The 26022-nt window shown below is 65.8% G+C and carries 28 protein-coding genes, 1 tRNA gene and 1 pseudogene; 16 read left to right on the forward strand and 14 right to left on the reverse strand.

Annotated elements, in window-relative coordinates; genetic code table 11:
• Positions 1-78 precede the first annotated feature (78 nt).
• From ctrA to QOU61_RS32210, 5 genes are all read left to right on the forward strand, one after another.
• Positions 79-780, forward strand: a complete 702-nt coding sequence (ctrA, locus tag QOU61_RS32190; RefSeq protein ID WP_016848562.1) for a response regulator transcription factor CtrA — start codon at positions 79-81, stop codon at positions 778-780.
• A 131-nt stretch (positions 781-911) separates the two neighbouring features.
• Complete coding sequence (locus QOU61_RS32195; protein ID WP_289655209.1) at positions 912-1316, forward strand: DUF350 domain-containing protein; 405 nt, start codon at positions 912-914, stop codon at positions 1314-1316.
• Between the two features lies 1 nt (position 1317).
• Positions 1318-1719, forward strand: a complete 402-nt coding sequence (locus QOU61_RS32200; RefSeq protein ID WP_289655210.1) for a hypothetical protein — start codon at positions 1318-1320, stop codon at positions 1717-1719.
• Between the two features lie 106 nt (positions 1720-1825).
• Positions 1826-2053, forward strand: a complete 228-nt coding sequence (locus QOU61_RS32205; RefSeq protein ID WP_289655211.1) for a hypothetical protein — start codon at positions 1826-1828, stop codon at positions 2051-2053.
• A 6-nt stretch (positions 2054-2059) separates the two neighbouring features.
• Entirely contained in the window at positions 2060-3220 is a 1161-nt protein-coding gene (locus tag QOU61_RS32210; RefSeq protein ID WP_289655212.1) for a glutathionylspermidine synthase family protein, read from the forward strand.
• A gap of 9 nt (positions 3221-3229) precedes the next feature.
• On the opposite strand, the gene QOU61_RS32215 is transcribed toward QOU61_RS32210, so the two are convergent.
• The 6 genes from QOU61_RS32215 to chpT form a co-directional block, all read right to left on the reverse strand.
• Positions 3230-4096, reverse strand: coding sequence for a CheR family methyltransferase (locus QOU61_RS32215; RefSeq protein ID WP_289655213.1), 867 nt, complete (start codon positions 4094-4096; stop codon positions 3230-3232).
• Entirely contained in the window at positions 4093-5262 is a 1170-nt protein-coding gene (locus QOU61_RS32220; RefSeq protein ID WP_289655214.1) for a protein-glutamate methylesterase/protein-glutamine glutaminase, read from the reverse strand. Before QOU61_RS32220 ends, QOU61_RS32215 begins: the two co-directional genes overlap by 4 nt.
• A gap of 78 nt (positions 5263-5340) precedes the next feature.
• A complete protein-coding gene (locus QOU61_RS32225) occupies positions 5341-5706 on the reverse strand; it encodes a response regulator (protein WP_289655215.1) in 366 nt (121 codons plus the stop codon).
• 75 nt (positions 5707-5781) lie between these two features.
• Positions 5782-6252 carry a chemotaxis protein CheW gene (locus QOU61_RS32230; protein WP_289655216.1) on the reverse strand — a complete coding sequence of 157 codons (471 nt, stop codon included), beginning with the start codon at positions 6250-6252 and terminating at the stop codon, positions 5782-5784.
• Positions 6253-6283: 31 nt separating this feature from the next.
• Positions 6284-9040: a hybrid sensor histidine kinase/response regulator gene (locus tag QOU61_RS32235; protein ID WP_289655217.1), complete on the reverse strand. Its 2757-nt coding sequence runs from the start codon at positions 9038-9040 to the stop codon at positions 6284-6286.
• A gap of 190 nt (positions 9041-9230) precedes the next feature.
• On the reverse strand, positions 9231-9875 hold the full coding sequence (gene chpT, locus QOU61_RS32240) for a histidine phosphotransferase ChpT (protein ID WP_289655218.1): 645 nt from the start codon (positions 9873-9875) through the stop codon (positions 9231-9233).
• A 146-nt stretch (positions 9876-10021) separates the two neighbouring features.
• Here chpT and QOU61_RS32245 point away from each other — a divergent pair, with 146 nt between their 5' ends.
• Positions 10022-10885 (forward strand): 3'(2'),5'-bisphosphate nucleotidase CysQ family protein, encoded by an 864-nt coding sequence (locus QOU61_RS32245; protein ID WP_289655219.1) that lies wholly within the window; start codon positions 10022-10024, stop codon positions 10883-10885.
• Between the two features lie 44 nt (positions 10886-10929).
• Here QOU61_RS32245 and QOU61_RS32250 read toward each other — a convergent pair whose 3' ends face one another.
• Entirely contained in the window at positions 10930-11382 is a 453-nt protein-coding gene (locus tag QOU61_RS32250; RefSeq protein ID WP_289655220.1) for a YHS domain-containing (seleno)protein, read from the reverse strand.
• A gap of 165 nt (positions 11383-11547) precedes the next feature.
• On the opposite strand from QOU61_RS32250, the gene QOU61_RS32255 reads away from it, so the two are divergent.
• From QOU61_RS32255 to QOU61_RS32270, 4 genes are all read left to right on the forward strand, one after another.
• Positions 11548-12153 (forward strand): DUF1134 domain-containing protein, encoded by a 606-nt coding sequence (locus QOU61_RS32255; RefSeq protein ID WP_289655221.1) that lies wholly within the window; start codon positions 11548-11550, stop codon positions 12151-12153.
• Positions 12154-12271: 118 nt separating this feature from the next.
• The gene (locus QOU61_RS32260) at positions 12272-13531 is read left to right on the forward strand and encodes a coiled-coil domain-containing protein (protein ID WP_289655222.1); all 1260 of its coding nucleotides are present in this window, start codon (positions 12272-12274) and stop codon (positions 13529-13531) included.
• Positions 13532-13688: 157 nt separating this feature from the next.
• Positions 13689-13763, forward strand: a tRNA-Val gene (locus tag QOU61_RS32265).
• A 226-nt stretch (positions 13764-13989) separates the two neighbouring features.
• Positions 13990-14187, forward strand: coding sequence for a hypothetical protein (locus QOU61_RS32270; RefSeq protein ID WP_289655223.1), 198 nt, complete (start codon positions 13990-13992; stop codon positions 14185-14187).
• Between the two features lie 205 nt (positions 14188-14392).
• On the opposite strand, the pseudogene QOU61_RS32275 reads toward QOU61_RS32270, so the two are convergent.
• Positions 14393-14592: pseudogene (locus QOU61_RS32275) on the reverse strand (hypothetical protein).
• Positions 14593-14736: 144 nt separating this feature from the next.
• Between QOU61_RS32275 and QOU61_RS32280 the strand changes: the two are divergent.
• Positions 14737-14988 (forward strand): hypothetical protein, encoded by a 252-nt coding sequence (locus QOU61_RS32280; protein WP_289655224.1) that lies wholly within the window; start codon positions 14737-14739, stop codon positions 14986-14988.
• A gap of 44 nt (positions 14989-15032) precedes the next feature.
• Here the strand turns inward: QOU61_RS32280 and QOU61_RS32285 are convergent, their stop codons facing one another.
• Positions 15033-15161: a hypothetical protein gene (locus QOU61_RS32285; RefSeq protein ID WP_289655225.1), complete on the reverse strand. Its 129-nt coding sequence runs from the start codon at positions 15159-15161 to the stop codon at positions 15033-15035.
• Positions 15162-15404: 243 nt separating this feature from the next.
• On the opposite strand from QOU61_RS32285, the gene QOU61_RS32290 reads away from it, so the two are divergent.
• A complete protein-coding gene (locus QOU61_RS32290) occupies positions 15405-15620 on the forward strand; it encodes a hypothetical protein (RefSeq protein ID WP_289655226.1) in 216 nt (71 codons plus the stop codon).
• A gap of 93 nt (positions 15621-15713) precedes the next feature.
• On the opposite strand, the gene QOU61_RS32295 is transcribed toward QOU61_RS32290, so the two are convergent.
• Both QOU61_RS32295 and QOU61_RS32300 read right to left on the reverse strand, forming a co-directional pair.
• Entirely contained in the window at positions 15714-16229 is a 516-nt protein-coding gene (locus QOU61_RS32295; protein WP_289655227.1) for a hypothetical protein, read from the reverse strand.
• A 40-nt stretch (positions 16230-16269) separates the two neighbouring features.
• Positions 16270-17817: an acetolactate synthase large subunit gene (locus QOU61_RS32300; protein WP_289655228.1), complete on the reverse strand. Its 1548-nt coding sequence runs from the start codon at positions 17815-17817 to the stop codon at positions 16270-16272.
• A gap of 233 nt (positions 17818-18050) precedes the next feature.
• Between QOU61_RS32300 and QOU61_RS32305 the strand changes: the two genes are divergently transcribed.
• Both QOU61_RS32305 and QOU61_RS32310 read left to right on the forward strand, forming a co-directional pair.
• Positions 18051-18629, forward strand: a complete 579-nt coding sequence (locus QOU61_RS32305; protein WP_289655229.1) for a L,D-transpeptidase — start codon at positions 18051-18053, stop codon at positions 18627-18629.
• Between the two features lie 72 nt (positions 18630-18701).
• Positions 18702-19505 carry a DUF2927 domain-containing protein gene (locus QOU61_RS32310; RefSeq protein ID WP_502876850.1) on the forward strand — a complete coding sequence of 268 codons (804 nt, stop codon included), beginning with the start codon at positions 18702-18704 and terminating at the stop codon, positions 19503-19505.
• Positions 19506-19509: 4 nt separating this feature from the next.
• Here the strand turns inward: QOU61_RS32310 and QOU61_RS32315 are convergent, their stop codons facing one another.
• The 3 genes from QOU61_RS32315 to QOU61_RS32325 all read right to left on the reverse strand — a co-directional run bounded on the left by QOU61_RS32315 (position 19510) and on the right by QOU61_RS32325 (position 23235).
• Entirely contained in the window at positions 19510-20628 is a 1119-nt protein-coding gene (locus tag QOU61_RS32315; protein ID WP_289655230.1) for a M48 family metallopeptidase, read from the reverse strand.
• Between the two features lie 3 nt (positions 20629-20631).
• Positions 20632-21837, reverse strand: a complete 1206-nt coding sequence (locus QOU61_RS32320; protein WP_289655231.1) for a DUF898 family protein — start codon at positions 21835-21837, stop codon at positions 20632-20634.
• A 225-nt stretch (positions 21838-22062) separates the two neighbouring features.
• Positions 22063-23235 carry an isovaleryl-CoA dehydrogenase gene (locus tag QOU61_RS32325; protein ID WP_289655232.1) on the reverse strand — a complete coding sequence of 391 codons (1173 nt, stop codon included), beginning with the start codon at positions 23233-23235 and terminating at the stop codon, positions 22063-22065.
• Positions 23236-23451: 216 nt separating this feature from the next.
• Between QOU61_RS32325 and QOU61_RS32330 the strand changes: the two genes are divergently transcribed.
• Complete coding sequence (locus QOU61_RS32330) at positions 23452-24720, forward strand: cytochrome P450 (protein WP_289655233.1); 1269 nt, start codon at positions 23452-23454, stop codon at positions 24718-24720.
• Between the two features lie 27 nt (positions 24721-24747).
• Positions 24748-26022: a cytochrome P450 gene (locus tag QOU61_RS32335; protein ID WP_289655234.1), complete on the forward strand. Its 1275-nt coding sequence runs from the start codon at positions 24748-24750 to the stop codon at positions 26020-26022.

The following is a 26022-nucleotide window of genomic DNA, read 5'->3' on the forward strand; positions in this document are numbered from 1 at the left end:
AGTTGTTCAAAGGCGTTTTGAGTGCCGCATGTGCTGCGGCCGACCTGACGCCCGGAGCGGCGACTATGGGGAACTGGCATGCGCGTTTTGCTGATTGAAGATGACAGCGCCGTCGCGCAGTCGATCGAGCTGATGCTCAAATCCGAGAGTTTCAACGTCTATACGACCGATCTCGGGGAAGAAGGCGTCGATCTCGGCAAGCTTTACGACTACGACATCATTCTCCTCGATCTCAACCTGCCGGACATGTCGGGCTACGACGTGCTCAAGCAGCTCCGGGTCTCCAAGATCAAGACTCCGATCCTGATCCTCTCCGGCCTCGCCGGCATCGAGGACAAGGTCAAGGGTCTCGGCGTCGGCGCCGACGACTACATGACCAAGCCCTTCCACAAGGACGAACTGGTCGCCCGCATCCATGCGATCGTGCGCCGTTCCAAGGGCCACGCCCAGTCGGTGATCCAGACCGGCGACCTCGTCGTCAATCTCGACACCAAGACGGTCGAAGTCGGCGGCCAGCGCGTGCACCTGACCGGCAAGGAATACCAGATGCTCGAGCTGCTCAGCTTGCGCAAGGGCACCACGCTGACCAAGGAAATGTTCCTCAACCACCTCTATGGCGGCATGGACGAGCCGGAACTGAAGATCATCGACGTCTTCATCTGCAAGCTGCGCAAGAAGCTCGCCAACGCCTCCGAAGGCCGCAACTTCATCGAGACCGTGTGGGGCCGCGGCTATGTGCTGCGCGAGCCGCACGAGGCTGACGAGCGCATCCCGGCCTGACGGGTTGCGTGAGCCGACCAGGTTCCTCCCGATTGAACCCCGCCGCGAATGGCGGGGTTTTTGTTTTTGAGGGGGTTGAACCGGCGGCGGGAGCCGGTCGACAATTGTCGTAAATCGGGGGCATTTCACCAATGATCCTGCAATCCCTGGCCGGGCTGCCGGCCTTCCTGGTCTATTTCTGCACCGGCCTTTTCGCCGTGACCGCCTATCTCCTCGTCTACACCCGCATCACGCCCCACAACGAGTTTCAGCTGATCCGCGACAACGATCCGGCGGCCGCGATCGCGCTGGGCTTGAGCCTGCTCGGCTTCGTGCTGCCGGTGGTCAGCGCGATTGCCCACTCCGCCAATGTGGTGGACTGCCTGATCTGGAGCGCGATCGCGCTCATCGTGCAGATCGTGGTGTTCTATCTGGTCAAGGTCCCGGTGCCGAACCTGTCGGGACGGATCGCCGCGGGCGAGCTTGCGCCCGCGATCTGGCTCGGGCTGTCCTCGCTTGCCGCCGGCGCGCTCAATGCGGCGGCGATGATCTACTGACATGAGCAAGCAGCCACCGGCGCCGGAATTCGGCAAGCGCAGGCCCGCCGCGCCAGCCCGGCCTGCGCCGACGCCGACCAAGCGCTCCGGCCATGTCGGACTTCTGCTGATGGGCACGTTCGCGGTCGGCGGCGCCGCCTACGCGCTGATGCCGAGCGAAACCTGCCAGCCGCCGCAGCCGGCGATGGCCGCGCCCGCGACGCCGGCGGCCGCCACGGCCTGCACCTCGCGCAGCTCGTCGGGCGGCGGCAGTTCCAGCCGCACCTCGCGCTTCAGCTTCTACGGCGGCGACTCCTCGTCCAGCCGCACGGCGTCCGCCGGTTCGGCCGATTCCGGTTCAGGCGTGACGCGCGGCGGCTTCGGTTCGATCGCGCACGCGTTCGGCTTTTCCGGCCGTGGCTGATGCATGGACGCTTCGCACGATGCCGTGAGATGACGGGTTTCGCTTGCCTCGCCGGCGCGGGCGAGGCGACTATGACGATGACGTTCAAGTGCAAGGGGGCCGGCCCATGAAACGCTCGCGCCGCGTCGTGCTGACCATGATGGGCTCGGCCGCCATCGGCGCCGTGTCGATGGGCCTGGTGCGGCGGCAGGATTGCGGCGCGGGGTTGACCGCGAGGCCGGGTCCGAACGGCCAAGCCTATTGCGGGCCGGTCTATGGCGGCTTCGGCGGCGGTCCGGCGCGGCTTCATGGCCACGGCCACGGTCACGGCCATGGTCATGGCCACGGCGGCTAGGGCGCGATGCGGCGCATCGCCTGTCCCGAACGCGACGACTGGCGCTCCACGGCGGAAGCCTGCGGCTTCGATTTTCACACCATCGACGGCGAGCGCTACTGGGACGAGCGGGCCTATTACGCCTTCACGCTCGCGGAAATCGAGCAGAAGATCGAGGCGCCGACCGGCGAGATCGACGCGATGTGCCTCGAACTGGTCGCGCGTGCGCTGCGTGACGAACAGTATCTGAGGCGGCTGAAGATTCCGGAAGCGTTCTGGCCGCTGTTGTCGCAAAGCTGGCACGATGACGCGCCGAGCCTGTACGGCCGGCTCGATCTCTGTTTCGACGGCCGCGGCACGGCGAAGCTGCTCGAATACAACGCCGATACCCCGACCTCGCTGTTCGAGGCGGCGGTGTTCCAGTGGACGTGGCTCGAACAGGCGACCGAGCGCCGCATCACCCCGCGCGGCGTCGATCAGTTCAACTCGATCCACGAGCGGCTGATCGAGGCGTGGAAGAAGGTCGCAAAACCCCACAGGCACCTGCACCTGACCGGGACCACCGGCGTCAGCGAGGATCTGGGCACGCTGACCTATCTCGAGGATACCGCGACGCAGGCCGGGCTTTCGACCACGCTGATCGACATCGAGGACATCGGCTGGCGCGAGGACGGCTGCTTCGTCGATCTCGACGACAGCGAGATCGCACTCGCCTTCAAGCTCTATCCCTACGAATGGATGTTTCACGACGCGTTCGGCGCCAAGCTGCGTGACGCGCCGACGCGCTGGATCGAGCCGCCCTGGAAAGCGATCCTTTCCAACAAGGGCATCCTGCCGCTGCTGTGGGAGATGTACCCCGGCCACCCCAATCTGCTGCCGGCCTATTTCGAGGACGACGAGCGGGCCGGCTCGCTCGGCTCCTCCTATGTGCGCAAGCCGCTCTATTCGCGCGAAGGCGCCAATGTCGCGCTCGTAAGCCATGGCACGACGCTGGTCGCTCAAGAGGGCCCCTATGGCGCCGAAGGTTTTATACGCCAGGCGCTGGCGCCGCTGCCCGATTTTGCCGGACAGTATCCGGTGCTTGGAAGCTGGCTGATCGATCACACCCCGTGCGGGCTGTCGATCCGCGAGGACGAGAACCCGATCACGGGCAACACCTCGCGCTTCCTGCCGCACGCGATCCTGTAAGATCGCGCCTCAGCGCGCCGCGACCACCCGCAGCCCGGACGTCATGGCGCCGGCCGCCCCGCGCGCCGGATTGAGCTGGTAGAGGCCGCGCTTGTCCGGACAGGGCTTGAAGACGTCGGTGATGCCGACGACGGATTCGGCGGCGCCCAGCATCAGCATGCCGTCCGGCTCGAGCTGCCTTGCGAGGCGTTCGAAGATGCTGACCTTGGTGTCCTGGTCGAAATAGATCAGGACGTTGCGGCAGAAGATGACGTCGAAGGAGCCGAGATGGGAGAAGTCCTGCAGCAGGTTGAGCTGGCGATGCTGCACCATGCCGCGGATATCGGCATTGAGCTGCCACAGCTCGCCGCTTTGCGTGAAATATTTCACCAGCAGCTGGATCGGCAGCCCGCGCTGCACCTCGAACTGGCTGAACAGGCCGGACCTGGATTTTTCCAGCACGCCCTGCGACAGGTCGGTCGCGACGATCTCGATGCGCCAGCCGGCCAGCATGCTGCCGGCTTCCTTCAGGAGCATCGCGATCGAATACGGCTCCTGCCCGGTCGAGGAGGCCGCCGACCAGATGCGGATGGTGCGGCGATTGGCGCGCGCGCGCAGCAGCGCCGGCAGGATGGTTTCCTTCAGATGGTCGAACGGAATCTTGTCGCGGAAGAAGAAGGTCTCGTTGGTGGTCATCGCCTCGACCACGTCAGCGGTCAGGGTTTCCGCACCGAGGCCCTTCATCTTCTGCACGAGCTCGGAAATGCCTGAAAGCCCGACCCGGCGCGCCAGCGGCACCAGCCGGCTTTCGACCAGATATTGCTTGTCCGCAGAGAGGTCCAGGCCGGATCGCTCCTTCAGGAGCTTGCGCAGATACTCGTAATCCAACGGCGTCACGAACGATCTCCAGAGAACAGTCGGACCAGTTTCGGCGCGATCTGGTTGAGCGGCAGCACCGCGGCGCAGATGCCGGCGTTGGCCGCTGCTCCCGGCATGCCCCACACCACGCTTGTCGCCTCGTCCTGCGCGATCACGCTGCCACCGGCCGCGACGATCTCCTTGCCGCCGCGCATGCCGTCCGAGCCCATGCCGGTGAGGATCAGCGAGAGGATGCCGCCCTGCCAGACATCGATCGCCGAGACGAACATCGGATCGACCGCCGGCTTGCAGAAATTGATCGGGGGACCGTCGTCGAGCGCGATCGCGGCGTCAACGCCGTGCCGCACCACGCGCATGTGCCGGCCGCCGGGCGCGAGATAGATCGTGCCGGGCCTGACGGCCTCGCCGTCGACCGCCTCATGCGCCGGCCGTCCGCTCGCGCGCGCCAGGTGCTCGGCCAAAATCGTGGTGAATGTCGGCGGCATGTGCTGGGTGATCAGCACCGGAACGCGGTCGATCACCCGGCCGAGGTCGGCCACCAGCGTCATCAGCGCCTGCGGCCCGCCGGTCGACGATCCGATCAGCAGGACCCGCGGCACCAGCATGCCGAACGAGCGCCGCGTCAATGGCGGCGGCGCCGGCGTGGCGCGGACGGGCATCTCGCGCTTGCGATCCAGCGCCGGCGTGGCCGGCGCCAGCGGCGGGCTCGGCATGGCCGGCTTATTGCGGCGAAGCCTGGCGCCGAGATGGCGGATCTTCTGGATCAGGTCGTGGTGGAAGATTTCGGCGGCGCCCGGCTCCCGCGTGCTTTCCGGCTTCGGGATGTAGTCGGCCGCGCCGAGCGAGAGCGCCTTGAAGCTGATCTCCGCGTTGCGGCGGGTCAGGGTCGAGGCCATGATGATGACGAGGTCGCGCTTCTTGCCGAGAAGCTGAGGCAGCGCCGACAGCCCGTCGAGCTCCGGCATCTCGATGTCGAGCACGGCGACGTCGGGATTGACGCGCTCGAGCTGGTTCACCGCGTCGAGCCCGGTCCGCAGCGACGCAGCGACCACCATGTCGGACTCGGCGCCGATCCAGCGCGAGATCAGGCCGCGGATCACCACGGAGTCGTCGACCACCATCACCCGCAGCGGCTCCGGCCGCGATGAAGTGGGGATCGACGGATTTACCAACGCAACGCTCATTACTCACCAGATACGGTCATGCGGCACAACAAACTAAGACGCCGATGGCCGTGGAGCCGCCGGATCAGTCGAGGTCACTCAGATGAGGCCGACTTCCTGGAACTTCGCGGTGACGATGTCCTTGTCGAACGGCTTCATGATGTATTCGTTGGCGCCGGCGTGCAGCGCCCGCGCGATATGGGCGACGTCGTTCTCGGTCGTGCAGAACACGACCTTGGGCTGGTCGCCGCCGGGCATGCGGCGGAGATTGCCGAGAAACTCGTAGCCGTCCATGATCGGCATGTTCCAGTCGAGCAGGATCGCGTCGGGGAGTCCGCGCTTGCAGACCTCCAGCGCCTTCTCGCCGTCTTCTGCCTCGACGATCTGGAAATCGAGACCTTCGAGGATCCGGCGCGCCACCTTGCGAATGACGCTTGAGTCGTCGACTACAAGACAGGTTCTCATTTCAGCCTCTGCTTCCCATCCCGACGGGGGACGTTTCCTCAACCAATGCGACCCGGCGTCATGCCGGCATCGTCGTCAAGCGGCCATCAGCTCCGGCGCGATCTCGAGCACGCGGTCGACGTCGAGCACCACCATGAGCTGGCCGTCGAGGCGATGCACGCCTCCGGCGAGCTTGGCCATGCGCGGGTCGAGATTGACCGGGTTCTCCTCGCGGCTGTCGTCGGGCAGCCGCAGCACCTCGCCGATCTGGTCGATCAGGAGCCCGTAGGACTCCCCGCGCAGGTCGACGCCGACAGCCATCGGCGTCTTGCCGTCGTCGGCCCTGGGCAGGCCGAGCCGGGTGCGCATGTCGATCACGGTGACGATGCGGCCGCGCAGGTTGAGCACGCCGGCGATCTCGCGGGGCGACAGCGGCACGCGGGTCAGCCGTTCCGGCATGAACACGTCCTGCACGCGCGAGATCGGCAGGCCGAACAACTGCCCTCCGATCACGGCGGTGACGTATTCGGCCATGGTGCCTTCGCTGGTTACGGTCTTGCTGGTCATTTCGAAATCCTCAGTTCATCCCGGGCCTGGTTCACGCCGCCCTGCTCAGCTCGGCGGTCTGCTCCTTGAGCGCCGCGATCAGGCCGGGACGGTCGAACTTGGCGACATAGTCGTGGAAGCCGGCGAGACGCCCGCGCTCAATCGCCGCCGGCGACACCAGCGAGGACAGCCCGATGATCGGCACCTGGTTCAGATGCGTATCGGCACGGATGGTCTCGGCGAACTCGAATCCGTTCATGTCCGGCATCTCGATGTCGGTCAGCACCACGTCGAACGCCTGCCCCGAGCGCAGCGCGGCAAGCCCCTCCTGCGCGTTGGGCGCGACCCGCACGCGGTATCCGGCCGCCTTCAGCACCGGCGCCAGCATGTTGCGGAAGAACGCGCTGTCGTCGACCAGCAGCACCGACTGCGAGCTTGCCGAGGGGCGCATCTCCTTGCGGCTGAACCAGTCGGCGAACGCCATCGGCAGGAAATAGCCGACATCGATCACCTCGGTGGCCTGGCCCTTGATCACGGCCGAGCCGAGGATGCCGTGGCCGGACGAGCCGGCGACCTCGATGTTGAGCCGCTCCTCGACGATGTCGATGATCTCGTCGACCACGAGCCCCATCGAGCGGCCGTCGTCGGCGAACACCAGGATCGGCTGCGTGCTCTGGCTGCCGACGTTGACGCCTTCCATCTGCACCAGCGGCATGAGCTGGTCGCGGTACTGCACCATGTAGCGGCCGTTGGAGAGCTCGATCTTGTCGGCCGCGATCTCCTCGAGCCGGGTGACGAGGCCGAGCGGCACCGCCTTGGGCTGCGTGGAGCCGGCGCGGAACACCAGGAGCGAGGTCATCTGCTCGCCGGAGCCGGCATGCAGGCCGGCGTTCTCGTCCGCGATCTCGTGGCTGGCCGCGCTGGAGGCGCCGAGCGCCTTCGCAATCCCGTTGGGATCGATGATCATGATCACGGCGCCGTCGCCGAGGATGGTGTTGCCGGAGAACATGTCGATGTGACGCAGCTTGGTCGACATCGGCTTGACCACGATTTCCTCAGTGTGGAACACGCCGTCGACCACGATGCCGAAGGTCTGGCTGCCGACCTGCGTCACCACGATGAAGCCGTTCTCGGGATCGGACGAGGCGCCGTCGTCGATCTTGAGCAGCTTCTTCAGGTGCATCAGCGGCAACAGCTTGTTGCGCAGCCGAAGCACCGCGGTGTCCTTGATGCGCTCGATGCGGTGGTCGGAATTGGCGCGCGCGCGCACCAGCTCGACGACCGAGAGCTGCGGGATCGCGAAGCGGTCGCCGCCAGCCTCGACGATCAGCGCCGACACGATCGCGAGCGTCAGCGGGATCTTGATGGTGACGCTGGAGCCCTCGCCCGACACCGACTTGATGTCGATGGTGCCGCCGATCTGGTCGATATTGGTGCGCACCACGTCCATGCCGACGCCGCGGCCGGAGACGGAGGTGACCTGCGCTGCGGTCGAGAAGCCCGGCGCGAAGATGAACTTGTGGATCTGCGCTTCCGTCATCTTCTCGAGCTCGGCCTCGGTGACCAGCCCGTTGCCGATCGCCTTGGCCTTGATCTTCTCGGTGTTGAGGCCGCGGCCGTTGTCGGCGATGCAGATGATGATGTGGCCGCCTTCATGATAGGCGGAGAGACGGATCGTGCCCTGCTCCGGCTTGCCGGCGGCGGCGCGCTCGGCCGGCGTCTCCAGGCCGTGGTCGGCGGAGTTGCGCACCATGTGGGTGAGCGGGTCCTTGATCAGGTCGAGCACCTGGCGGTCGAGCTCGGTGTCGGCACCGTGCATCTCGAGCTCGATCTGCTTGCCGAGTTCGCTCGACAGGTCGCGCACGATGCGCGGCAGCTTCTGCCAGGCATTGCCGATCGGCTGCATGCGCGTCTTCATGACGCCTTCCTGCAGCTCGGCGGTGACGTTGGAGAGCCGCTGCAGCGGCACCTTGAACTCGGTGTCCTCGTTGCGGCGGGAAATCTCCAGAAGCTGGTTGCGGGTCAGCACCAGCTCGGAGACCATCGTCATCAGATGCTCCAGCGTATCCACGTTGACGCGGATCGACTGGTTGGCGACACGGTCGCTGTCGGAGGATTCGACCTCGACCGCGGACTTTTTCGCGGCCGATTTCCTTTCCTTGGCCGCAGGGGCCGGCGCTTCGGCAGCCGGCTTCGCGGCAGCGACGGGAGCGGGCTGCGACGGCTCGACCTCGGTCTCGGTCTCGCGGAAGGCGCGCTCCAGCTCGTCCAGCGACACTTCGCCGGGACGCAGCGGACGCTCCAGCGTCTGCTCCACCAGCGTGCCCTGCGAGGCCGCGGGCGCGGCCGGCGCGATCGGCGGAGCCGACGCCGGGGACATCGGCTGCACCGAGCCTGCCGGCATCGGCTGCGCCGAGCCTGACATCGCCTGCATGCCGCGTTCGACCATGGCTTCGAGCTGGTCGATCAGGTCGCGGTCGTTGCCTTCCGGCTCGGTCTCGGTGGCTTCGAGGCCGCCGAGGATCTCCTTAATGCGGTCGATCGAGGAGAGAATCAGCGTCACCGCGTCGGCGGTGACCGGCATGCCGTCGCGGAACTTGCCCATCAGGGTTTCGCCGGCATGCGCCAGCGCTTCGAGGCGCGGCAGGCCGAGGAAGCCGCAGGTGCCTTTGATGGTGTGGACAAGCCGGAAGATGTTGTCGAGAATTTTGGCGTTGTTCGGCTCCTGCTCGAACCGCACCAGCTGATTATCGACGGTGTCCAGGCTCTCGCTGGTTTCCGTCAGGAATTCCCGCAACAAATCGTCCATGAAACTCGCCTTCGTACACAGGCGCGCGCGACATTGGCGCACCGTTTGGAACCGGGCCAGCTTCTATGCAAAGCGTTTAAGTTTGGTTGAGTAAGCGGAAAAGAACGGCCTCAACAAAGAGATAAGACGGCCGCGCGGCAATCCGCGCGGCCCGGCAAGCATTGGTTAACCGTGTTTGGTAGCAGTTCGTTTACGAAGCGCTGATCACCACTGCCTCGCCCTCCGGCGCGAGCACGACTTTCAGCCCGCAAGCCTGCGCCAGCAGCCGCGTGTAATAGGGCTGCACGGCATGCGCATCGACCGAAGGCGGCTGGCTGACCGAGAGCAGGTCGGCGATGTTCTGCGGCAGGCGCGCGTTGAGCCCCTTCGCGTTGACGCGAAACCCCATCGTCTCGCCCTCGCCGATCGGATCAACCGTCAGCGTGCCGCCGCGCGGGATCGTCTGCTGCGCGATCACCAGCATGTTCAACAGCAGCTTGACGCGGTTCTTCGGCAGAAGCAGGCGCGGCAGATTCCAGGTGATCGTGCACTTGCCGTCCTCGATATGGCCGCGCGCCATGTTGAGCGCGTCGCCGAGATCGATCTGGGCACCGGACGAGCCCGCAGCCCCGAAGGCCAGGCGGCAGAACTGCAACCGGGCAGAGGCCGTCCGGGCGCTCTTGCGGATCAGCTCGAGGGCGAAATCGCGGTCTTCGGGCTTCGGATTGTCGTCGAGGACTTCAAGCCCATTGACGATCGCGCCGACCGGGCTGATGAGGTCGTGGCAGACCCGCGAGCACAGGAGCGCCGCGAGTTCGAGCGTGTCGGGAGGGGAACCGGCAGGAGTTTCAGACATGAAGGTGTCCCTGGAGAAACGACGGGCAACGCGGCGGATCGGAATTTTACAGGATTAGCGAATCACGCATGCTTTGAGGCTTGATACACTCTGGACACGAACGCGGCCAGCATGAGGCAGCCGTTACAAGGAACGACGAACAGCCAATGCGCCCGCCCATCACGCCCACAAACAAGGCAGCATCGTCGTCGCGCTTGATCGACGCCGCGGCGGCGGCCGCGCTGATCGGACCGCTCACCGAGCTCGTGGCGCGCGCGGGCGCGGCCATCCTCGCCGTCAACCGCCAGGCGATGGACGTCGCCGACAAGGGTGACGGCTCGCCGGTGACGGAAGCGGATCTCGCCGCCGACCGCCTGATCGCCGCGGGGCTGGCGCAGCTCGCCCCCGATTTGCCCGTGCTGTCGGAAGAGCGCACGCATGCGGCAAAGCCGCCCTTCCCCGGCAGCTTCTTTCTGGTCGATCCGCTCGACGGCACCAAGGAATTCATCGCAGGGCGGCAGGAATTCACCGTCAACCTCGCGCTGATCGTGGCCGGCACGCCGCTCGTCGGCATCATCGGCGCACCGGCGCTGGGGCTGATCTGGCGCGGGCTGGTCGGCCGCGGCGCCGAACGGCTGCCGGTCGGCGAAGCCGGCATCGGGCTGCCAGAGCCGATCCGCACGCGGCGAATGCCTGGGCCGGGCCAGCCCTGGATTGCCGCAGTGAGCCGCTCGCACGCTGATGCCAGGTCGGAAGCCTTCATCGCGGGACGGCCGAATGCGGTGCGCGTGCAGCTCGGCTCGGCCGTCAAGTTCGGCCGGCTGGCCGAGGGCACCGCCGACATCTATCCCCGCCTCGCGCCGACCTCGGAATGGGATGTCGCCGCAGGACAAGCGCTGGTGACGGCGGCGGGCGGCAAGGTCACCGACTTGAGCGGCGCGACGCTGCGATTCGGCCAGCGCGTGGACGGCTTCGTCGTCCCCGGCTTCGTCGCCTGGGGGGACCCTGCGGCAGCCGAACCGTCATTGTGAGAAGGGTCCGCGCAAAGCGCTGCCCGATCGCAAGACCAAGAACCCTACTGAGCCAGCGATTGCTCGAGCTTCGGCCAGCGCGCCTCGGCGTCTTTCAGGAAGCTTTCCGGATCGGCGGCAAAGGCCTCGCGGCTCGCCTCCCGGCCGAACAGATAGAGCCGCTCCCCGGCAATCACCCAGAAGCGCGGGTTGCCGGCAAAGGCTACGCCGCGCGCAACGTCGGTCGGGTCATAGCCGCCGAACTGGGGACCATAGACCTCCGGATGGGCCAGGAAGGAGGCGCGGTTGCCCTCGTTGCGAAAACGCCAGACCACGCCCGCCTCGAGCGCCTCGAACTGCGGCAGCCCGGTCTCGGCGCGGCCCTCGACGAAATAGGCGACGGGATCGAATCCCTCGATCGCGATCCCTGAGAAACGGTTGATCACGATCCGCTCGGTGGTCGAGGCGGCATCGGCGAAATCGCCGCCGGCCGTGGCCAAAAAGCCCGCCAGAAGCATTAAAAAGGCCGTTCCAAGGCGCCGATGGTATCTTTCCTGCCGCTGTGCCGTCATAGTTGCTGCGGATAACATTCGAGTCGAGGGGAAACTGGACGCAACCTAGAGCCGTGGACGTTGGCGTCGGGTTAAGGCGGCGGCCGGAATTTCGATACCAGGGGTAGCTTCATGACTTTCGCATCACGTCTCGCCGCGGTGACACTCGCCGCGCTGATGTGCTGGACCGTGCCGGTTTCCGCCCAGCAGGCGCCGCCGCCGGAGCTGCCGCCGCCGCAACGCCAGCCCAGCCCCAACACCTACGGGCCGGACGAGCTGGTCTCCGCCGGCCACAAATTCTTCGGCAACGTCTCGCGCGGCCTCGCCTCGGTGATCGAGCGCGCGGTCAGCCAGTGGGGCCTGCCCAACGGCTATGTGCTCGGCGAGGAAGGCTCGGGCGCCTTCGTGGCGGGCCTGCGCTATGGCGAGGGCACCCTCTACACCAAGAACGCCGGCGACCTGCGGGTCTACTGGCAGGGGCCCTCGGTCGGCTTCGACTGGGGCGGCGACGGCGCCCGCACCATGACGCTGGTCTACAACCTGCCCGCGACCGGCGCGATCTATCAGCGCTTCGTCGGCATCGACGGCTCCGCCTATATCGTCGGCGGCTTCGGCATGACGGCGCTCACCGCCAACAACATCGTGCTGGTGCCGATCCGCTCCGGCATCGGACTGCGACTGGGAGCCAATATCGGCTATCTCAAATATACGCCACGGGCGACCTGGAACCCGTTCTGACGCAAGCCTGGCGCGGTGCGCCTGTGTCGCTCGCGCCGATTCACGTTGACGCTGGCATTTTGCCTGCGCGCCGTGGCATTGTGATTAACGATTTCTCAAGCGGCGGAGTTAACGGCTCATGATCGAACCGATCATGTATCTGGCGATCGGCTTCCTGGTCTCGATGCTGTGCGGGCTGATGATCGTGCCGCTGGTGCACAACCGCGCGGTGCGGCTGACCACCCGCAGGCTCGAGGCAGCGACGCCGTTGTCGATGGCCGAGATCCAGGCCGACAAGGACCAGCTCCGCGCGGAATTCGCGATGTCGGCGCGGCGGCTGGAAATGAGCGTCGACCAGCTCAAGAACAAGACCACGAGCCAGCTCGCCGAGCTCGGCAAGAAGACCGACGCCATCAACCGCCTGAAGATCGAGCTTGGCGAGAAGAACGCCACCATTTTCGCGCTGGAAGCGCGCGAGAAGGCGGTGAAGGACCAGCTTCGCGCCAGCGAAGAAGAATTCAACGACAAGGCCGCGGCGCTGCGCAGCGCCGAACAGGCGCTGGCCGACAAGCGGGCCGAGCTTGGCCGCATCAATACCGAGCTCGCCGACCGCTCGATGACTGCGGAAAGCCGCCAGGTCGAGCTGACGGCGGTGCGGGTCCAGATCGAGCAGCTCAAGGGCCGCGTTGGCGATGCCGAGAAGGAATTCTCCGCCACCCAGGCCCGGCTCACGCAGGAGCGCACGGATTCGGAAACCGCCTCGCGCGAGCTCGCCGAGGCGCGCGGCCGGGTGGAGAATCTGAGCCAGCGCGTCACCGATCTCGACCGCCAGCTCATCGTGCAGGTCAAGGAAGCCGAGATGCTGTCCAATCGGGTCAATGATCTGGAGGGCCGGCTTGCCACCCAAGGCAAGATTCTCGCCGAGCGCGACTATGAGAACAACCAGCTTCGCCAGGCCAACACATCAGCCGAGCGCTCCATCAAGGAGCTGCGCGACGAGATCGCCGCGACGAACGGCGGCAAGTCGCCGCTGATCGAGAAGCTGCGCGGCGAGAAGGCGGCGGTCGAGGATCAGCTCCGGCTCGCCCGCGACGAGCGCGCCAAGCTGCAGCGCGACCTCAACATGATCCAGCAGCAGGCGGAAAGCTCCTGGGCGACCGAGCGCATGGAAAATGCGCTGCTGCGCGAGCGCATCAACGACATCGCCGCCGAGGTGGCGAAACTGGCGATGCAGCTCGAGGGACCGAATTCGCCGATCGAGGCCATGCTGGCGGCCGAGCCGGCGACGCCGAAGCCGGCCAACGCCAATGACGCAGCCGCCGTGCCGGGCGGCACGCTCGCCGAACGCATCCGGGCGCTGCAGGCGCACGCCTCGCGCGCCCGCCAGCAGGGGGCGTAAGCCCCCCGCGTCGAGGCGCCCTTCAACAAGGTGCGCCCGTCAATGGTCAGACAGCTTGACACTGGCACCTTACGCTTCGTAAATCGCGGGCTCTGACGGATCACGTTGCTCATTCGGCCCGAAATCTTGCCAGGCCATTGACGAAGCACGACAATCCGGGCGCATAGCTCAGCGGGAGAGCGTTCCCTTCACACGGGAGAGGTCCAAGGTTCGATCCCTTGTGCGCCCACCATCAAAGGCCCCGCTTTTGCGGGGCTTTTTGCATTTTTGGAACCCGCTGATCGGCGCCAGACGGCATTCGCCGGCAGAACCGGGTCAACAGGTGGGAGCGAAACACGAATTAGGTAGACTTGGGCACGTAAGAAGCGCCTAGTCCCGGCATCACCGCTCCGCCATGGCCCCTATCGGTGACTGAGAGCGTCGTGCTCTCCGCCCCCTCGAACTGCGGAGAAGCGGCTATGCAGCGTCGCCATTTCGAACAAATTCGAACGTTTCCAGAGCGGCTTTCCGAACTTGCACATCGCCTGCGCGAACAGGCGCAGACCATGCGGCCGGGCAAGGACCGAGACAGCCTATTGCAGAAGGCTCGGCAGGCTGACACCGCTGCTCATATCGACGAGTGGGTTTCATCCCCCGGACTGCAAGCCCCCAAATAGATCTTGTCGGACAGCATTGTGGAAGATGCGGATGGCAGGTCTGCGGAAGGCGTCGTGCGCTTTCGGAGGCAGGCGGATGGCTGCTACCGGCAAGCCAGGCTGGCGATAAATCCGCTCGACAGGGAAGCGTGGCTTCTACTGGCGGACGACTGGATCAAGATGGCGCAGGCCGCTGAGCAAAACGGCTGGCGATAGCAAGGCCGCCTCAGCTCGCGCCACTTTGGCGATGTTTCGCTTCCCGTTGCCAGCGCCGCAAAACCACAAGCGACCAGATCGCCTCCACCACGCCGAACGGCCACGCGCCCTGTAGAAATCCGTAGACAGAACCGAGCGCGCACGCCCCGGCGATAGCAGATGAGCATGGCGGTGACGGCGAAACAGGCCGAAGGCAGCAAGCGCGTCCATATCAGATAATCTTACAGTGCGGCTGCCAACGGCACTGTCCGCACCTAAGCCTCTGTGTCCCAAGCTGATTTTGCCCGCGTCCCAATTCCGGCTTTGGCACCATATCTCGTTGATGTATCGTCGCACCAAGGACAGGTAGCGAACGTGGCGACGGCAAAAGAGTTCGTTGATTTTTGGCTTGATAACAGCGTTCACGCTGACGAATCATTTGGCGTGCGGCGGGGGCGCATTGAAGTCGAACGGCTCGTCGAAGGTTTGCTCCGGGCCGCGGAAGCGCAGGGCTTCTCGAAAGAACAGGTGGAAGCTGAACTGGGCGGCGATATTTATGCCCACATCCGGGCCCGCATCGACCGGCAAAACGAGGCCGAAGCCAAGCGATTGGGTAACGAAAGATAAGGCCACGCGGCGCGACGCGCCGCCATGTGAAGCCTGACCGCCAGTCAGATTCCGAACATCCAGACCGCAACCACGGTGCCGAGGACCGCGAGCCCGGAAATGGTCCATCCCGCGAGGTAGCCGCCGTCGCTTTCGTCCGGCCTGTCGACCATCGGATCGTGCCAGTAGGTCATGACTGCCTCCTCAGCGCGCCTCCCCCCTTCTAGATGGGTCTCCCCTGACCATCCGAGGTTCAAACCGACAACCGATCGGCCTGCCAATCAGTTCCACAGCATCGCTGGCGACGGGAAAAAGCGGCCGATCGATGGCCCGCGCTTTCACGAATTACTGATCCCGGAATTGGCCGGTATGCGGGAACCGGTTCCGGCCGGTTCCGTTGAGGCGCGGCCGGGGTGCACAACTTGGAGGTCTATCTCATGCGTAAACTGATTGTCGCCATCACCGCTATCGCCTTTGTTTCCGCGCTTTCCGCGCCCGTCCTCGCCCAGGACAAGGCGGGCGGCTCGACCGCGCCCGCGGCGCAGAGCGGCGACACCATGAGCAAGGGCGAGGGCATGAAAATGAGCAAGAAGACGAGCAAGAAATCGAAGAAGTCGGCCAAGAAGTCCGGCGACGACACGATGAAGCAGTAGGCCGCCAGGCTGACGGCCAGCGTGCTCGAAGGCCGCCCCCGGGCGGCCTTTTTGCCTGGAGCTGACCCTGCCGGCACATTGCGGCCTGATCGCTTACGGCGCGGCGAGCCCCACTTCCTTCAGCCGCTCGGCGAGCCAGACCGACAGCGCGCGGTCGACCACGCCGCCGACATAGACCTCCGACGACGCGACGCCCTTGCGCGAAAGGATCACCATCACGCCGATCCAGTAGGCGAACCAGATGTGCGGATCGGTCAGCGCCCGCAGCTTGTGCTGGTCGTGCTCGAGCGGCTGGTGGTTGGCCTCCTTGCGCAGCTCGATCGCGAGCAGGCAGTTGGGGATGGCGCGCTGGTGCACGACGATGTCGGGATAGATCGATTTGGCGAGGTGATCGTCGGTCGAGACGATCGAGCCGTGCGGCAGCCGCAGCGTGCGCTCGCCGAGCCGGTCGTAGTCGCAATCGACCTCCCAGCCGGTGAACTGCTTCTCGATATAGACGGCGAGGCGATGGGTCAGCGCGCGCTCGCCGACATCCTTGTCGAGCAGAAACGTCTCATGCGCGAAGAATTCCTGGAGCGCGGCGACGACCTTGTTGAGCTCGGTCTGCATGTCGCCTCCCCCGCAACTTCCAACCCGCCGCGCCTTCGCGCTACATCTGCACTTCGATCAGCCGCGGCCCCGGCTCGGCGACCGCTTCAGCGAGCGCCTTGTTGAGCTCGTCGGCGGTCGTCACCGCGCGGCCGGGCACGCCCATGCCGCGGGCCAGCGCGACGAAATCGATGGTCGGCCGGTCGAGCTTGAGCATGTCCTGGGCGCGCTTGCCCGGCTCACCGGCGCCGACGCCGTCGAACTCGCCGCGCAGGATCTGATAGATGCGGTTGGCGAACACGATGGTGACGACGTCGAGACCCTCGCGCGCCTGGGTCCACAGCGACTGGATGGTGTACATCGCACTGCCGTCGCCGACCATGCAGAGCACCTTGCGGTCGGGGCAGGCGACCGCGGCCCCGGTCGCAACCGGTGTCGAGAAGCCGATCGAGCCGCCCATGTTCTGCAGCCAATCGTGAGGGCGAGCGGCCGCCGTCAGCGGGAAGAAGCCGCGTCCGGTGGTGATGGACTCGTCGACCACGATGGCGTTCTCGGGCATCGCATAGCCGATCGCCTGCGCGATCGTGGCGTAGTTCAGCGCACCCGTAGGCTTGACGATCTCCGCGAGCTTCTGCGGCTTGACGTCGGCAGGCTTGGCGCCGAGCGCATCGCTAAGCGCTTCCAGCGCGGCGATCGAGTTGTCGCCCCAGGCCGTCATGCGATGGACCTCGCAACCTTCCGGCCTGAGCACGCTCGGCTTGTTCGGATAGGCGAAGAAGGCGATGGGATCGTTGGCCTCGACCAGCACGATGTTCTTGAAATCCTTCAACAGCGGCAGCGCCTGCTCGATCACGTAAGGGATGCGGTCGATCGAGAAGCGGCCGCGGCCGCGCGCCATGCGCGGATGATAGGTCTGGCCCAATACCTTGCAGCCGGTCTTGCCGGCGATCTGCTGCGCCAGCGCCAGCCCGCGCTCGGACAGCGCATTGCCGGTGACGAGCAGCAGGTTCTGCGTGCCGCCGCTGTGCAGGATCTTCGCGGCCTTGGCGACTGCATCGGAGGAGAAGCCCGGCTGCTGGGCGGGCGGCGGAACCTTGGCGATACCGTCGGCCTCGTTCCAGGCGGTGTCCGCGGGCAGGATCAGGGTTGCGATCTGCGGCGGCGCGCTTTTCGCCGCCGCGATCGCCGCGGCGCCGTCGGCGGCAACCGCCTTGGCGTTGGGCGAGGTCCGTACCCAGTCCGACATCGGCCGCGCCAGGCCCTCGATATCAGAGGTCAGCGGCGCGTTGTAGCCGATGTGATAGGTGGCGTGCTGGCCGACGATGTTGACGATGCCTGAACGCGCCTTCTTGGCGTTGTGCAGGTTGGCAAGCCCGTTGGCGAGCCCGGGGCCGAGATGCAGCAGCGTCGAGGCCGGCGTGCCCTTCATGCGGAAATAGCCGTCGGCAGCGCCAGTCACCACGCCCTCGAACAGGCCGAGCACGCAGCGCATGCCCTCGACGCGGTCGAGCGCCGCGACAAAATGCATCTCGGAGGTGCCGGGATTGGCGAAACAGACGTCGACGCCGCCTGCGACCAGGGTCCGCACCAGACTTTCCGCACCGTTCATCGTTCCTCTCCCGTTCGCACGCTCGTTCTCGGCGGCGAGATTGTCGGTTGTCAGTGTCTGATCAATCATTGTTCGCGGCCTCAGTCAAAGGGGGCACGGGCATTGCTGGTACGCAGAGGCTTTCTTAACCGCCCTATCCGAAAGCGGCGCCGTCGCGCCGGAGAGACTTGCGAAATCGCCGCCGATATGGCCTCCTTTTGTGGGCAGAATCCACCTTTTCGCGAGAGAACAAAATGACCCGGGCGCTGGCTCTCTTGGTTGTGGCAGCAGCATTGTTGGCAACCAGCCAGCCCTCACGCGCCCAGGGCGTCGACATGCGCGACATCATGGGCGGCGGGCCGAACTTCTTCCAGCACGGCAGCGGCGGCAGCCCGATCCCGCGGCAGACGGTCTACTACCCGACGAATTACGCGCCCGGCACCATCGTGGTGAACACCGCCGAGCGGCGGCTTTACCTGGTGCTGTCCAACGGCCAGGCGCTGCGCTACGGCATCGGCGTCGGCCGCGACGGCTTCCGCTGGGGCGGCGTGCACCACGTCTCGGCGAAGCGGGAATGGCCCGGCTGGACGCCCCCGGCGCAGATGCGCCGACGCCGGCCCGATCTGCCCGGGCACATGGCCGGCGGCATCGAAAATCCGCTTGGCGCCCGCGCGCTTTATCTCGGCTCGACGCTCTATCGCATCCACGGCTCCAACGAGCCGGAGACGATCGGCCAGGCGGTGTCCTCCGGCTGCTTCCGCATGACCAACGAGGACGTCATCGACCTCTATGACCGCGTCGGCGTCGGCACCACCGTGGTGGTGAAGAACTAGGCTTGGCACCCGGGCCAACTGCGTTCCGGCCCGCGCTTGCACCGGCCGAAGCGTTGCGGCAGCGTGGCGCCGATGTTCATCCTCCCCCTTACGCTTCCGCGCATCGCCGTCATCTCGCTGGCGGCCTTCATGCTTGCTGCCGGACTATCGGCTGCATGGGGTGAAATCCCCGCGATCGCCCAGCGCCAGCGCGCGGAAAAGAAGGTCTTCACCGACGGCGAGATCACCGACGGCTTCATGAAGACGGTATTCGGGGCCGAATTCCACCTGGCCGGACGCGTCGATCGTGTCCGCAAATATGTCGCCCCGGTGCGGGTGTTCGCCGACGGCAACCGCGCCGACCGCAAGGCGCAACTGGCCAGGGTGGTCGCCGACATCGCCGCGCGCGTCCAGCATCTCGACATCGCGATGGCCAAGACCCGCGACGAGGCCAATGTGGTGGTCACGCTGGTGCGCGATCGCGATCTCAATCGGACCATCACCGCGTTCTACGGCAGCGAGCGGGCGCGCGAAATCAGGACCTCGCTCGATCCGCAATGCCTCTCCGGCTTCCGCAAGAACGAGCAGTTCGAGATCGAGCATTCCGACGTCATCCTCACGGTCGACAACGGCGACTTCGTGTTTCTCGACTGCGCCTATGAGGAGCTGCTGCAAGCTCTCGGGCCGATCAACGACACCGACAGCGTGCCCTGGACCATGTTCAACGACGAGGTCTCGATGGGTTTCTTCGATGTCTTTGACCAGTACATCCTCAATCTGCTCTACGACCCGCGCATCAAGCCCGGCATGACGGTTACCGAGGTTCGCGCGGTGCTGCCGGAGGTGCTGGGTGACGTGCGGGCGTGGATCGCCAAGGTGAACAAGCTGCCGCCGTGACGCGCTAATTCCCGCCGCCACAGATCGCCTTCAGCGAGGTCCATTCGTCCGCATTGAGCAGCGGCGGTCCGCTGACCGGACGATCCGCCGCGCGCATCCGCTGCAGGCGGTCCTCGCTCAGCGGATGGCTCGCCAGGATCGACAGCGTCTTGTCGACCTCCTTGCCCGTGATGCGAAACATCAGCTCGCCCATCGCACTGGCCGGGCGGCCGAGCCGGTGCATCACCTCGATCGAGAACGTATCGGCGCCCTCCTCCGCCTCGCGCGAATAGGACGCCGTGACCAGCGAGCGCGAGGCGAAGATCAGCGCGCTCGAGCCCGTGACGTCGCCGAACAATAGCCCGATCAGGAACGAGGTGCCGCCCCTGTAGATCAGCTCGCGCATGTTGTCGCGGTGCTTCAGATGACCGAGCTCGTGCGCGAGCACGCCGGCAAGCTCGTCGGCATTCGCCGCCCGCGCCAGCAGGCCGCTTAGCAGATAGACCCTGCCGCCCGGCAGCGCGAAGGCGTTGGGCACGGGCGTCGAGACCACGGCGGCCTGCACCGGCCCCGGCAGCTCGGCGGCCTCGCGCAAGCGGTCCATGAGCTTCGCGAAAGCCGCCTGTCCGGCGGCGGCGCCGCAGGTCTTGCCGCCGAACATCGCGTGGACCTGGACATTGGCCGCATCGCCGACGCGCCGCTCGATGCCGGCCGGCACCAGCGGGGCAAGGCGGTCCGCGGCATAGGGAACGCCGAACAAAACCACCAGCACGATGGAAAGGGTTGCGGCCAGCGACCAGCCGACGATGACGGCAACGCCGCGGCCATGGGCATTGGCGTCGAGCGCGGCGCAGCGCGAGATGAGTGCCGCCGAGAGGTCCGCATCCGCGATTTCCAGCCGCGCCAAAGGCGGTGCAGTCTGGCAGCTCACGCGCAGCGTGCCCGCGGGGCTGTCGGCGCGCCGGATGTCCGCATAGTCCCAGAACAGCGGCGGGCTGCCGTCCTCGCTGATCTCGAGCCGGTCGGTAAAGGTGAGCTGGACACGCCGCCGGCGGCTCGACTGGCCGTCGAAAAAGATCGCCGACGCCTGCGGCGCGGCCGCGCTCGTCTGCGTCGGTACCGCGTCCATCGGAACGTCGTTCATGGATCAGAACCCGGCGACATCGAGCCCGTCGGCAAAGCCCTCGCCCAGCGCGCTGGCGAGATCGCCGATGGCGGTCACGTTCTCGGCCGCCGCGATGTTGTAGACGGTCGTCGTTGCGGCTACCCGGCTCCAGACGTCGCGCATCAAATAGAGCCGCATCACGACGTTCAGCGCGAGGATGAGCAGCAGATAGCCCAAGAGGCCTAGCACGATCATGGGTATGCTCTGCTGCGCATGGCCGGACATGAACAGCTTCGCGATATCCGTCCGGCTCGCGCCTGCGACCAGGGCCGCGCAGAGCAGCATGTAGAGCGGAAACACGATCGAGAACAGCAAGAACCAGCCGATCACCTTCCAGTAGAGACCGGCGAGCGCGCTGGACTCCAGCTTGGATTCGAACTGAACGCCGCCGAACCGGATGCCCGAAACCCACCAGCGCCACTCGATGGCCTTGAAGGTCGCATAAAGGAACGGCGCTGCGACCACCGCAAGCAGCGGCGCCGGCGGGATCCACTTGGTGAGCGCGAGCGCGGCCAGCAGGGCGATGCCAGCGAACCAGATCCACCAGCCCTGCTTGAAGAACTCCCAGCCGCGGCCGTCGAAATCGCCCGGCAGGCCGCCATAGTAGGAATGCTGCATCTTGTAGCGCTCGAGCGCCGCCTCGCGCCAGGGCAATGCGAGGCCCAGCGTCAGCAGCACCAGCAGCCCCCACAGCGTGGCGCGGCCCGCATAGGCCCAGCCCGAACCATCCATCCAGAACCGCACGCCGCGCCAGACCGTGCGGGTGAGCCGATAGCGCCGCGCGCGATAGACCGCGAACTGACCGAACACGTAGAAGAACGCGAGCAGCGGAAAGCTGGCGAATGCCCTGAAGCGCTCGACCTCGAGGCCGACCAGGAAATAGGCGAGATAAACCGGCACCAGGATCGCCAGCGCGAACAGGAAGCCGATCAGCAGCTCCCGGCCGCGCCCGGTATATTCGGCCGCGTCGCCGTCGATCAGCGTGTTCGACCACAGATGACGGCGGATGTCGGTGGCGAGCCAGAAGCGGTAGAAGCCGACAGTGATGAGCTCGAGCCCGGCGCCGCGGCTCACCAGGCGGAAGAAGGCGCCGCGATCGCCGGAAAACGCGACCGCCGCCGGCAATGGTGGCGGCGACGGCGACGGCGGTGGGGGCGGATGCAACGGCTCCCAACGCAACTGGTCCATGGATCAACCCCCGGATCAATCAACCGAAACGAGCGGACAAATCTCGACGAAACCATAGATTAGAGATTTGTCGGTCCCGTGACCACCCGGATTGGAAGGCTACCCAAAGGCTGAGTGAAGATACCGCTAACGCTTTCCAGCGCTTTGCGCGGCAACCGGAAATGCTTCACTTTTCGTCATGGCCGGCCAGCTCCCCGCCACGTCATTTTTTTTGCGGAACACGCGTCAGACGGTCTTTTCGAACAGCTCGCGCCCGATCAGCATGCGGCGGATTTCGCTGGTGCCGGCGCCGATTTCGTAGAGCTTGGCGTCGCGCAGCAATCGCCCGGTGGGATAGTCGTTGATGTAGCCGTTGCCGCCGAGCAGCTGGATGGCGTCGAGCGCGACCAGCGTCGCCTTCTCCGCGGCATAGAGGATCGCGCCGGCGGCGTCCTCGCGCGTGGTCTCGCCGCGGTCGCAGGCTTTCGCCACCGCATAGACATAGGCGCGCGACGCGTTCATCGTCGTGTACATGTCGGCGATCTTGCCCTGCACGAGCTGGAAGGCGCCGATCGGCTGACCGAACTGCTTGCGCTCGTGCACATAGGGCAGCACGACATCCATGCAGGCCTGCATGATGCCGATCGGGCCCGCCGCCAGCACCGCGCGCTCATAATCGAGGCCGCTCATCAGGACGTTGACGCCGCGTCCGACCTCGCCGAGCACGTTCTCTTCCGGCACCTCGCAATTGTCGAACACCAGCTCGCAGGTGTCGGAGCCGCGCATGCCGAGCTTGTCGAGCTTCTGCGCCGTGGAAAATCCCTTCATGCCCTTCTCGATCAGGAAGGCCGTGATGCCGCGCGAGCCGGCAGCCGGATCGGTCTTGGCGTAGACCACCAGCGTATCGGCTACGGGTCCGTTGGTGATCCACATCTTGCTGCCGTTGAGCACATAGCGATCGCCCTTCTTCTCGGCGCGCGTCGCCATCGACACCACGTCGGAGCCGGCATTCGGCTCCGACATCGCGAGCGAGCCGACATGGTCGCCGGAAATCAGCTTCGGCAGATATTTGCGCTTCTGCGCGTCGCTGCCGTTGCGGCGGATCTGGTTGACGCAGAGGTTGGAATGCGCGCCGTAGGAAAGGCCGACCGCGGCGGACGCCCGCGAAATCTCCTCGACCGCGATGCAGTGCTCGAGGTAGCCGAGCCCGGAACCGCCATACTCCTCCTCGACCGTGATGCCGTGCAGGCCGAGCGCGCCGATCTTCGGCCAGAGGTCGCGCGGGAACTGGTTGGAGCGGTCGATCTCCGCGGCGCGCGGGGCGATCTCGTTGCTGGCGAAATCATGGACCGTCTCGCGGATGGCGTCGGCGGTTTCGCCGAGGTCGAAATTGAACATCCGATAGGCGTTGGGGATCATGGCCGGCGTCTCCGCGCAAGTCTGGCGTCTGCAATTTCGCTATAGGCTTAGCCTCTGCCGCCGCGCTTGTCACGGGAAATGATACGGCTCCGTATCGCCCTCCGGCCGCCGGAGCGCCAACCCCGACTCGCCCTTGCCCTGAACGGCAGCCCGGGGTGTAATTCGCTCAAAATTACCGCCGGCCAGCGGCGGACGAAACCAATCTGGGAGAGGCCCATGCACGGGACCATCAATCCGGGCGAGGACGTCCAGGCCGCGGCGCGCGAGCGTGCTTTTTCGACACCGCTCGCGCAATTCGATCCCGGCGACCCCGAGTTGTTCCGCACCGATACGTTCTGGCCGTATTTCGACCGGCTGCGCCGCGAGGAGCCGGTGCATTACTGCAGCGACAGCATGTTCGGGCCGTATTGGTCGATCACCCGCTACAACGACATCATGGATATCGAGACCAACCACGCGGTGTTCTCCTCGGCCGCCTCGCTCGGCGGCATCACCATCCGCGACACGCCGCCCGATTTCCGGCGCGAGAGCTTCATCGCCATGGACCAGCCGCGCCACTCGGCGCAGCGCAAGACCGTGGCGCCGATGTTCACGCCGACCCATCTCGACCAGCTCGCCATCAACATCCGCAAGCGCTCCGCCGAATGCCTCGACAACCTGCCGCGCGGCGAGGTGTTCGACTGGGTCGACCGCGTCTCGATCGAGCTCACCACGCAGATGCTCGCCGTGCTGTTCGATTTCCCCTGGGAGGAGCGGCGCAAGCTGACGCGCTGGTCCGATGTCGCGACCACGATTCCCGGTCCCGGCGGCGTGGTGGCCACCGAGGATGAGAAACAGGCCGAGCTGCTCGCCTGCGCGGAGTATTTCGCGCGGCTCTGGAAGGAGCGGATCAACCAGCCGCCGCGGAGCGACCTGCTCTCGATGATGGCGCATGGCGAGGCCACGCGCGACATGGACCCGAAGAATTTCCTCGGCAACCTGGTGCTGCTGATCGTCGGCGGCAACGACACCACGCGCAACACGCTGTCCGGCTCGATCTACGCGCTGAGCCAGCATCCGGAGCAGTACAGGAAGCTCAAGGACAACCCCGCGCTGATCGACAGCTTCGTGCCGGAGGTGATCCGCTGGCAGACGCCGCTGGCGCATATGCGGCGCACGGCGCTGGAGGACATCGAATTCCGCGACAAGAAAATTCGAAAGGGTGACAAGGTCGTGATGTGGTACGTCTCGGGCAACCGCGACGAGGACGCGATCGAGCGCGCTTACGAATTCATCATCGACCGGGCGCGGCCGCGCACCCATCTCTCGTTCGGCTTCGGCATCCACCGCTGCGTCGGCTTGCGGCTGGCCGAACTGCAATTGAAGATTATATGGGAAGAGATTCTCAAGCGTTTCGAGCATATCGAGGTGGCGGGCCCGCCCAAGCGGGTCTATTCGAGTTTCGTCAAAGGCTATGAGACCCTGCCGGTGCGTATCGCCGCCTGATCTCTTAACACGTGGGAACGATCACCGATGAACCTGCAGACCAGTCTCCGGGCCGACCGCAACGAGCGCCTGCGCCTCGCGCGCGAGGAGGCGTATGCGACGCCGCTGAAGGATTTCCATCCCGGCGCGCCAAAGCTGTTCCAGGACGACACGCTGTGGCCGTGGTTCGAGCGGCTGCGCAAGGAAGAGCCGGTGCACTACTGCACCAATGCGCCGATCGAGCCCTATTGGTCAGTGGTGAAATACCACGACATCATGCATGTCGACACCAGCCACGGCATCTTCTCGTCTGACGCGGCGCTCGGCGGCATCTCGATCAAGGACGCCCCGCCCGGCTACGACTGGCCGAGCTTCATCGCGATGGACCAGCCCAGGCACGCCGACCAGCGCAAGACCGTGGCGCCGATGTTCACGCCGACGCATCTGGACGAGCTGGCGAAATTGATCCGCCAGCGCTCGGCCAAGGTGCTCGACAATTTGCCGCGCAACGAGACCTTCAACTTCGTGGAAAAGGTCTCGATCGAATTGACCACGCAGATGCTCGCCACCCTGTTCGATTTCCCGTTCGAGGAGCGGCGCAAGCTGACGCGCTGGTCCGACGTCTCGACCGCGCTGCCCAAGAGCGGCATCGTGGAATCGGCCGAAGAGCGCCGGCGCGAGATGGACGAGTGCCGCGAATATTTCGCGCGCCTGTGGAACGAGCGCGTCAATGCCGAGCCGCGCAACGACCTGATCTCGATGATGGCGCACAGCGAGGCCACGCGCCACATGGACCCCGACAACCTGATGGGCAACATCATCCTGCTCATCGTCGGCGGCAACGACACCACGCGCAACACCATGTCGGGCTCGGTGCTCGCGCTCAACGAGAACCCCGACCAGTTCAAGAAGCTGCGGGAGAATCCCGCGCTGATCGACACCATGGTGCCCGAGGTGATCCGCTGGCAGACGCCGCTCGCCCACATGCGGCGCACCGCGCTGGTCGACACCGAGATCGGCGGCAAGAAGATCAGCAAGGGCGACCGCGTCGTGATGTGGTACATCTCGGGCAACCGCGACGACGAGGTGATCGAGAACCCGAACGAATTCATCATCGACCGCGCGCGCCCGCGCATCCATCTGTCGTTCGGCTTCGGCATCCACCGCTGCGTCGGCATGCGGCTCGCCGAATTGCAATTGCGGATCGTCTGGCAGGAGATGCTGAAGCGGTTCGACCGCATCGAGGTGGTGGGCGAGCCGAAGCGGGTCTATTCCAGCTTCGTGCGCGGCATCGAGGATCTGCCCGTGCGTATCCCCGGCTAG

Source organism: Bradyrhizobium sp. NP1, assembly GCF_030378205.1.
Classification (GTDB): Bacteria; Pseudomonadota; Alphaproteobacteria; order Rhizobiales; family Xanthobacteraceae; genus Bradyrhizobium.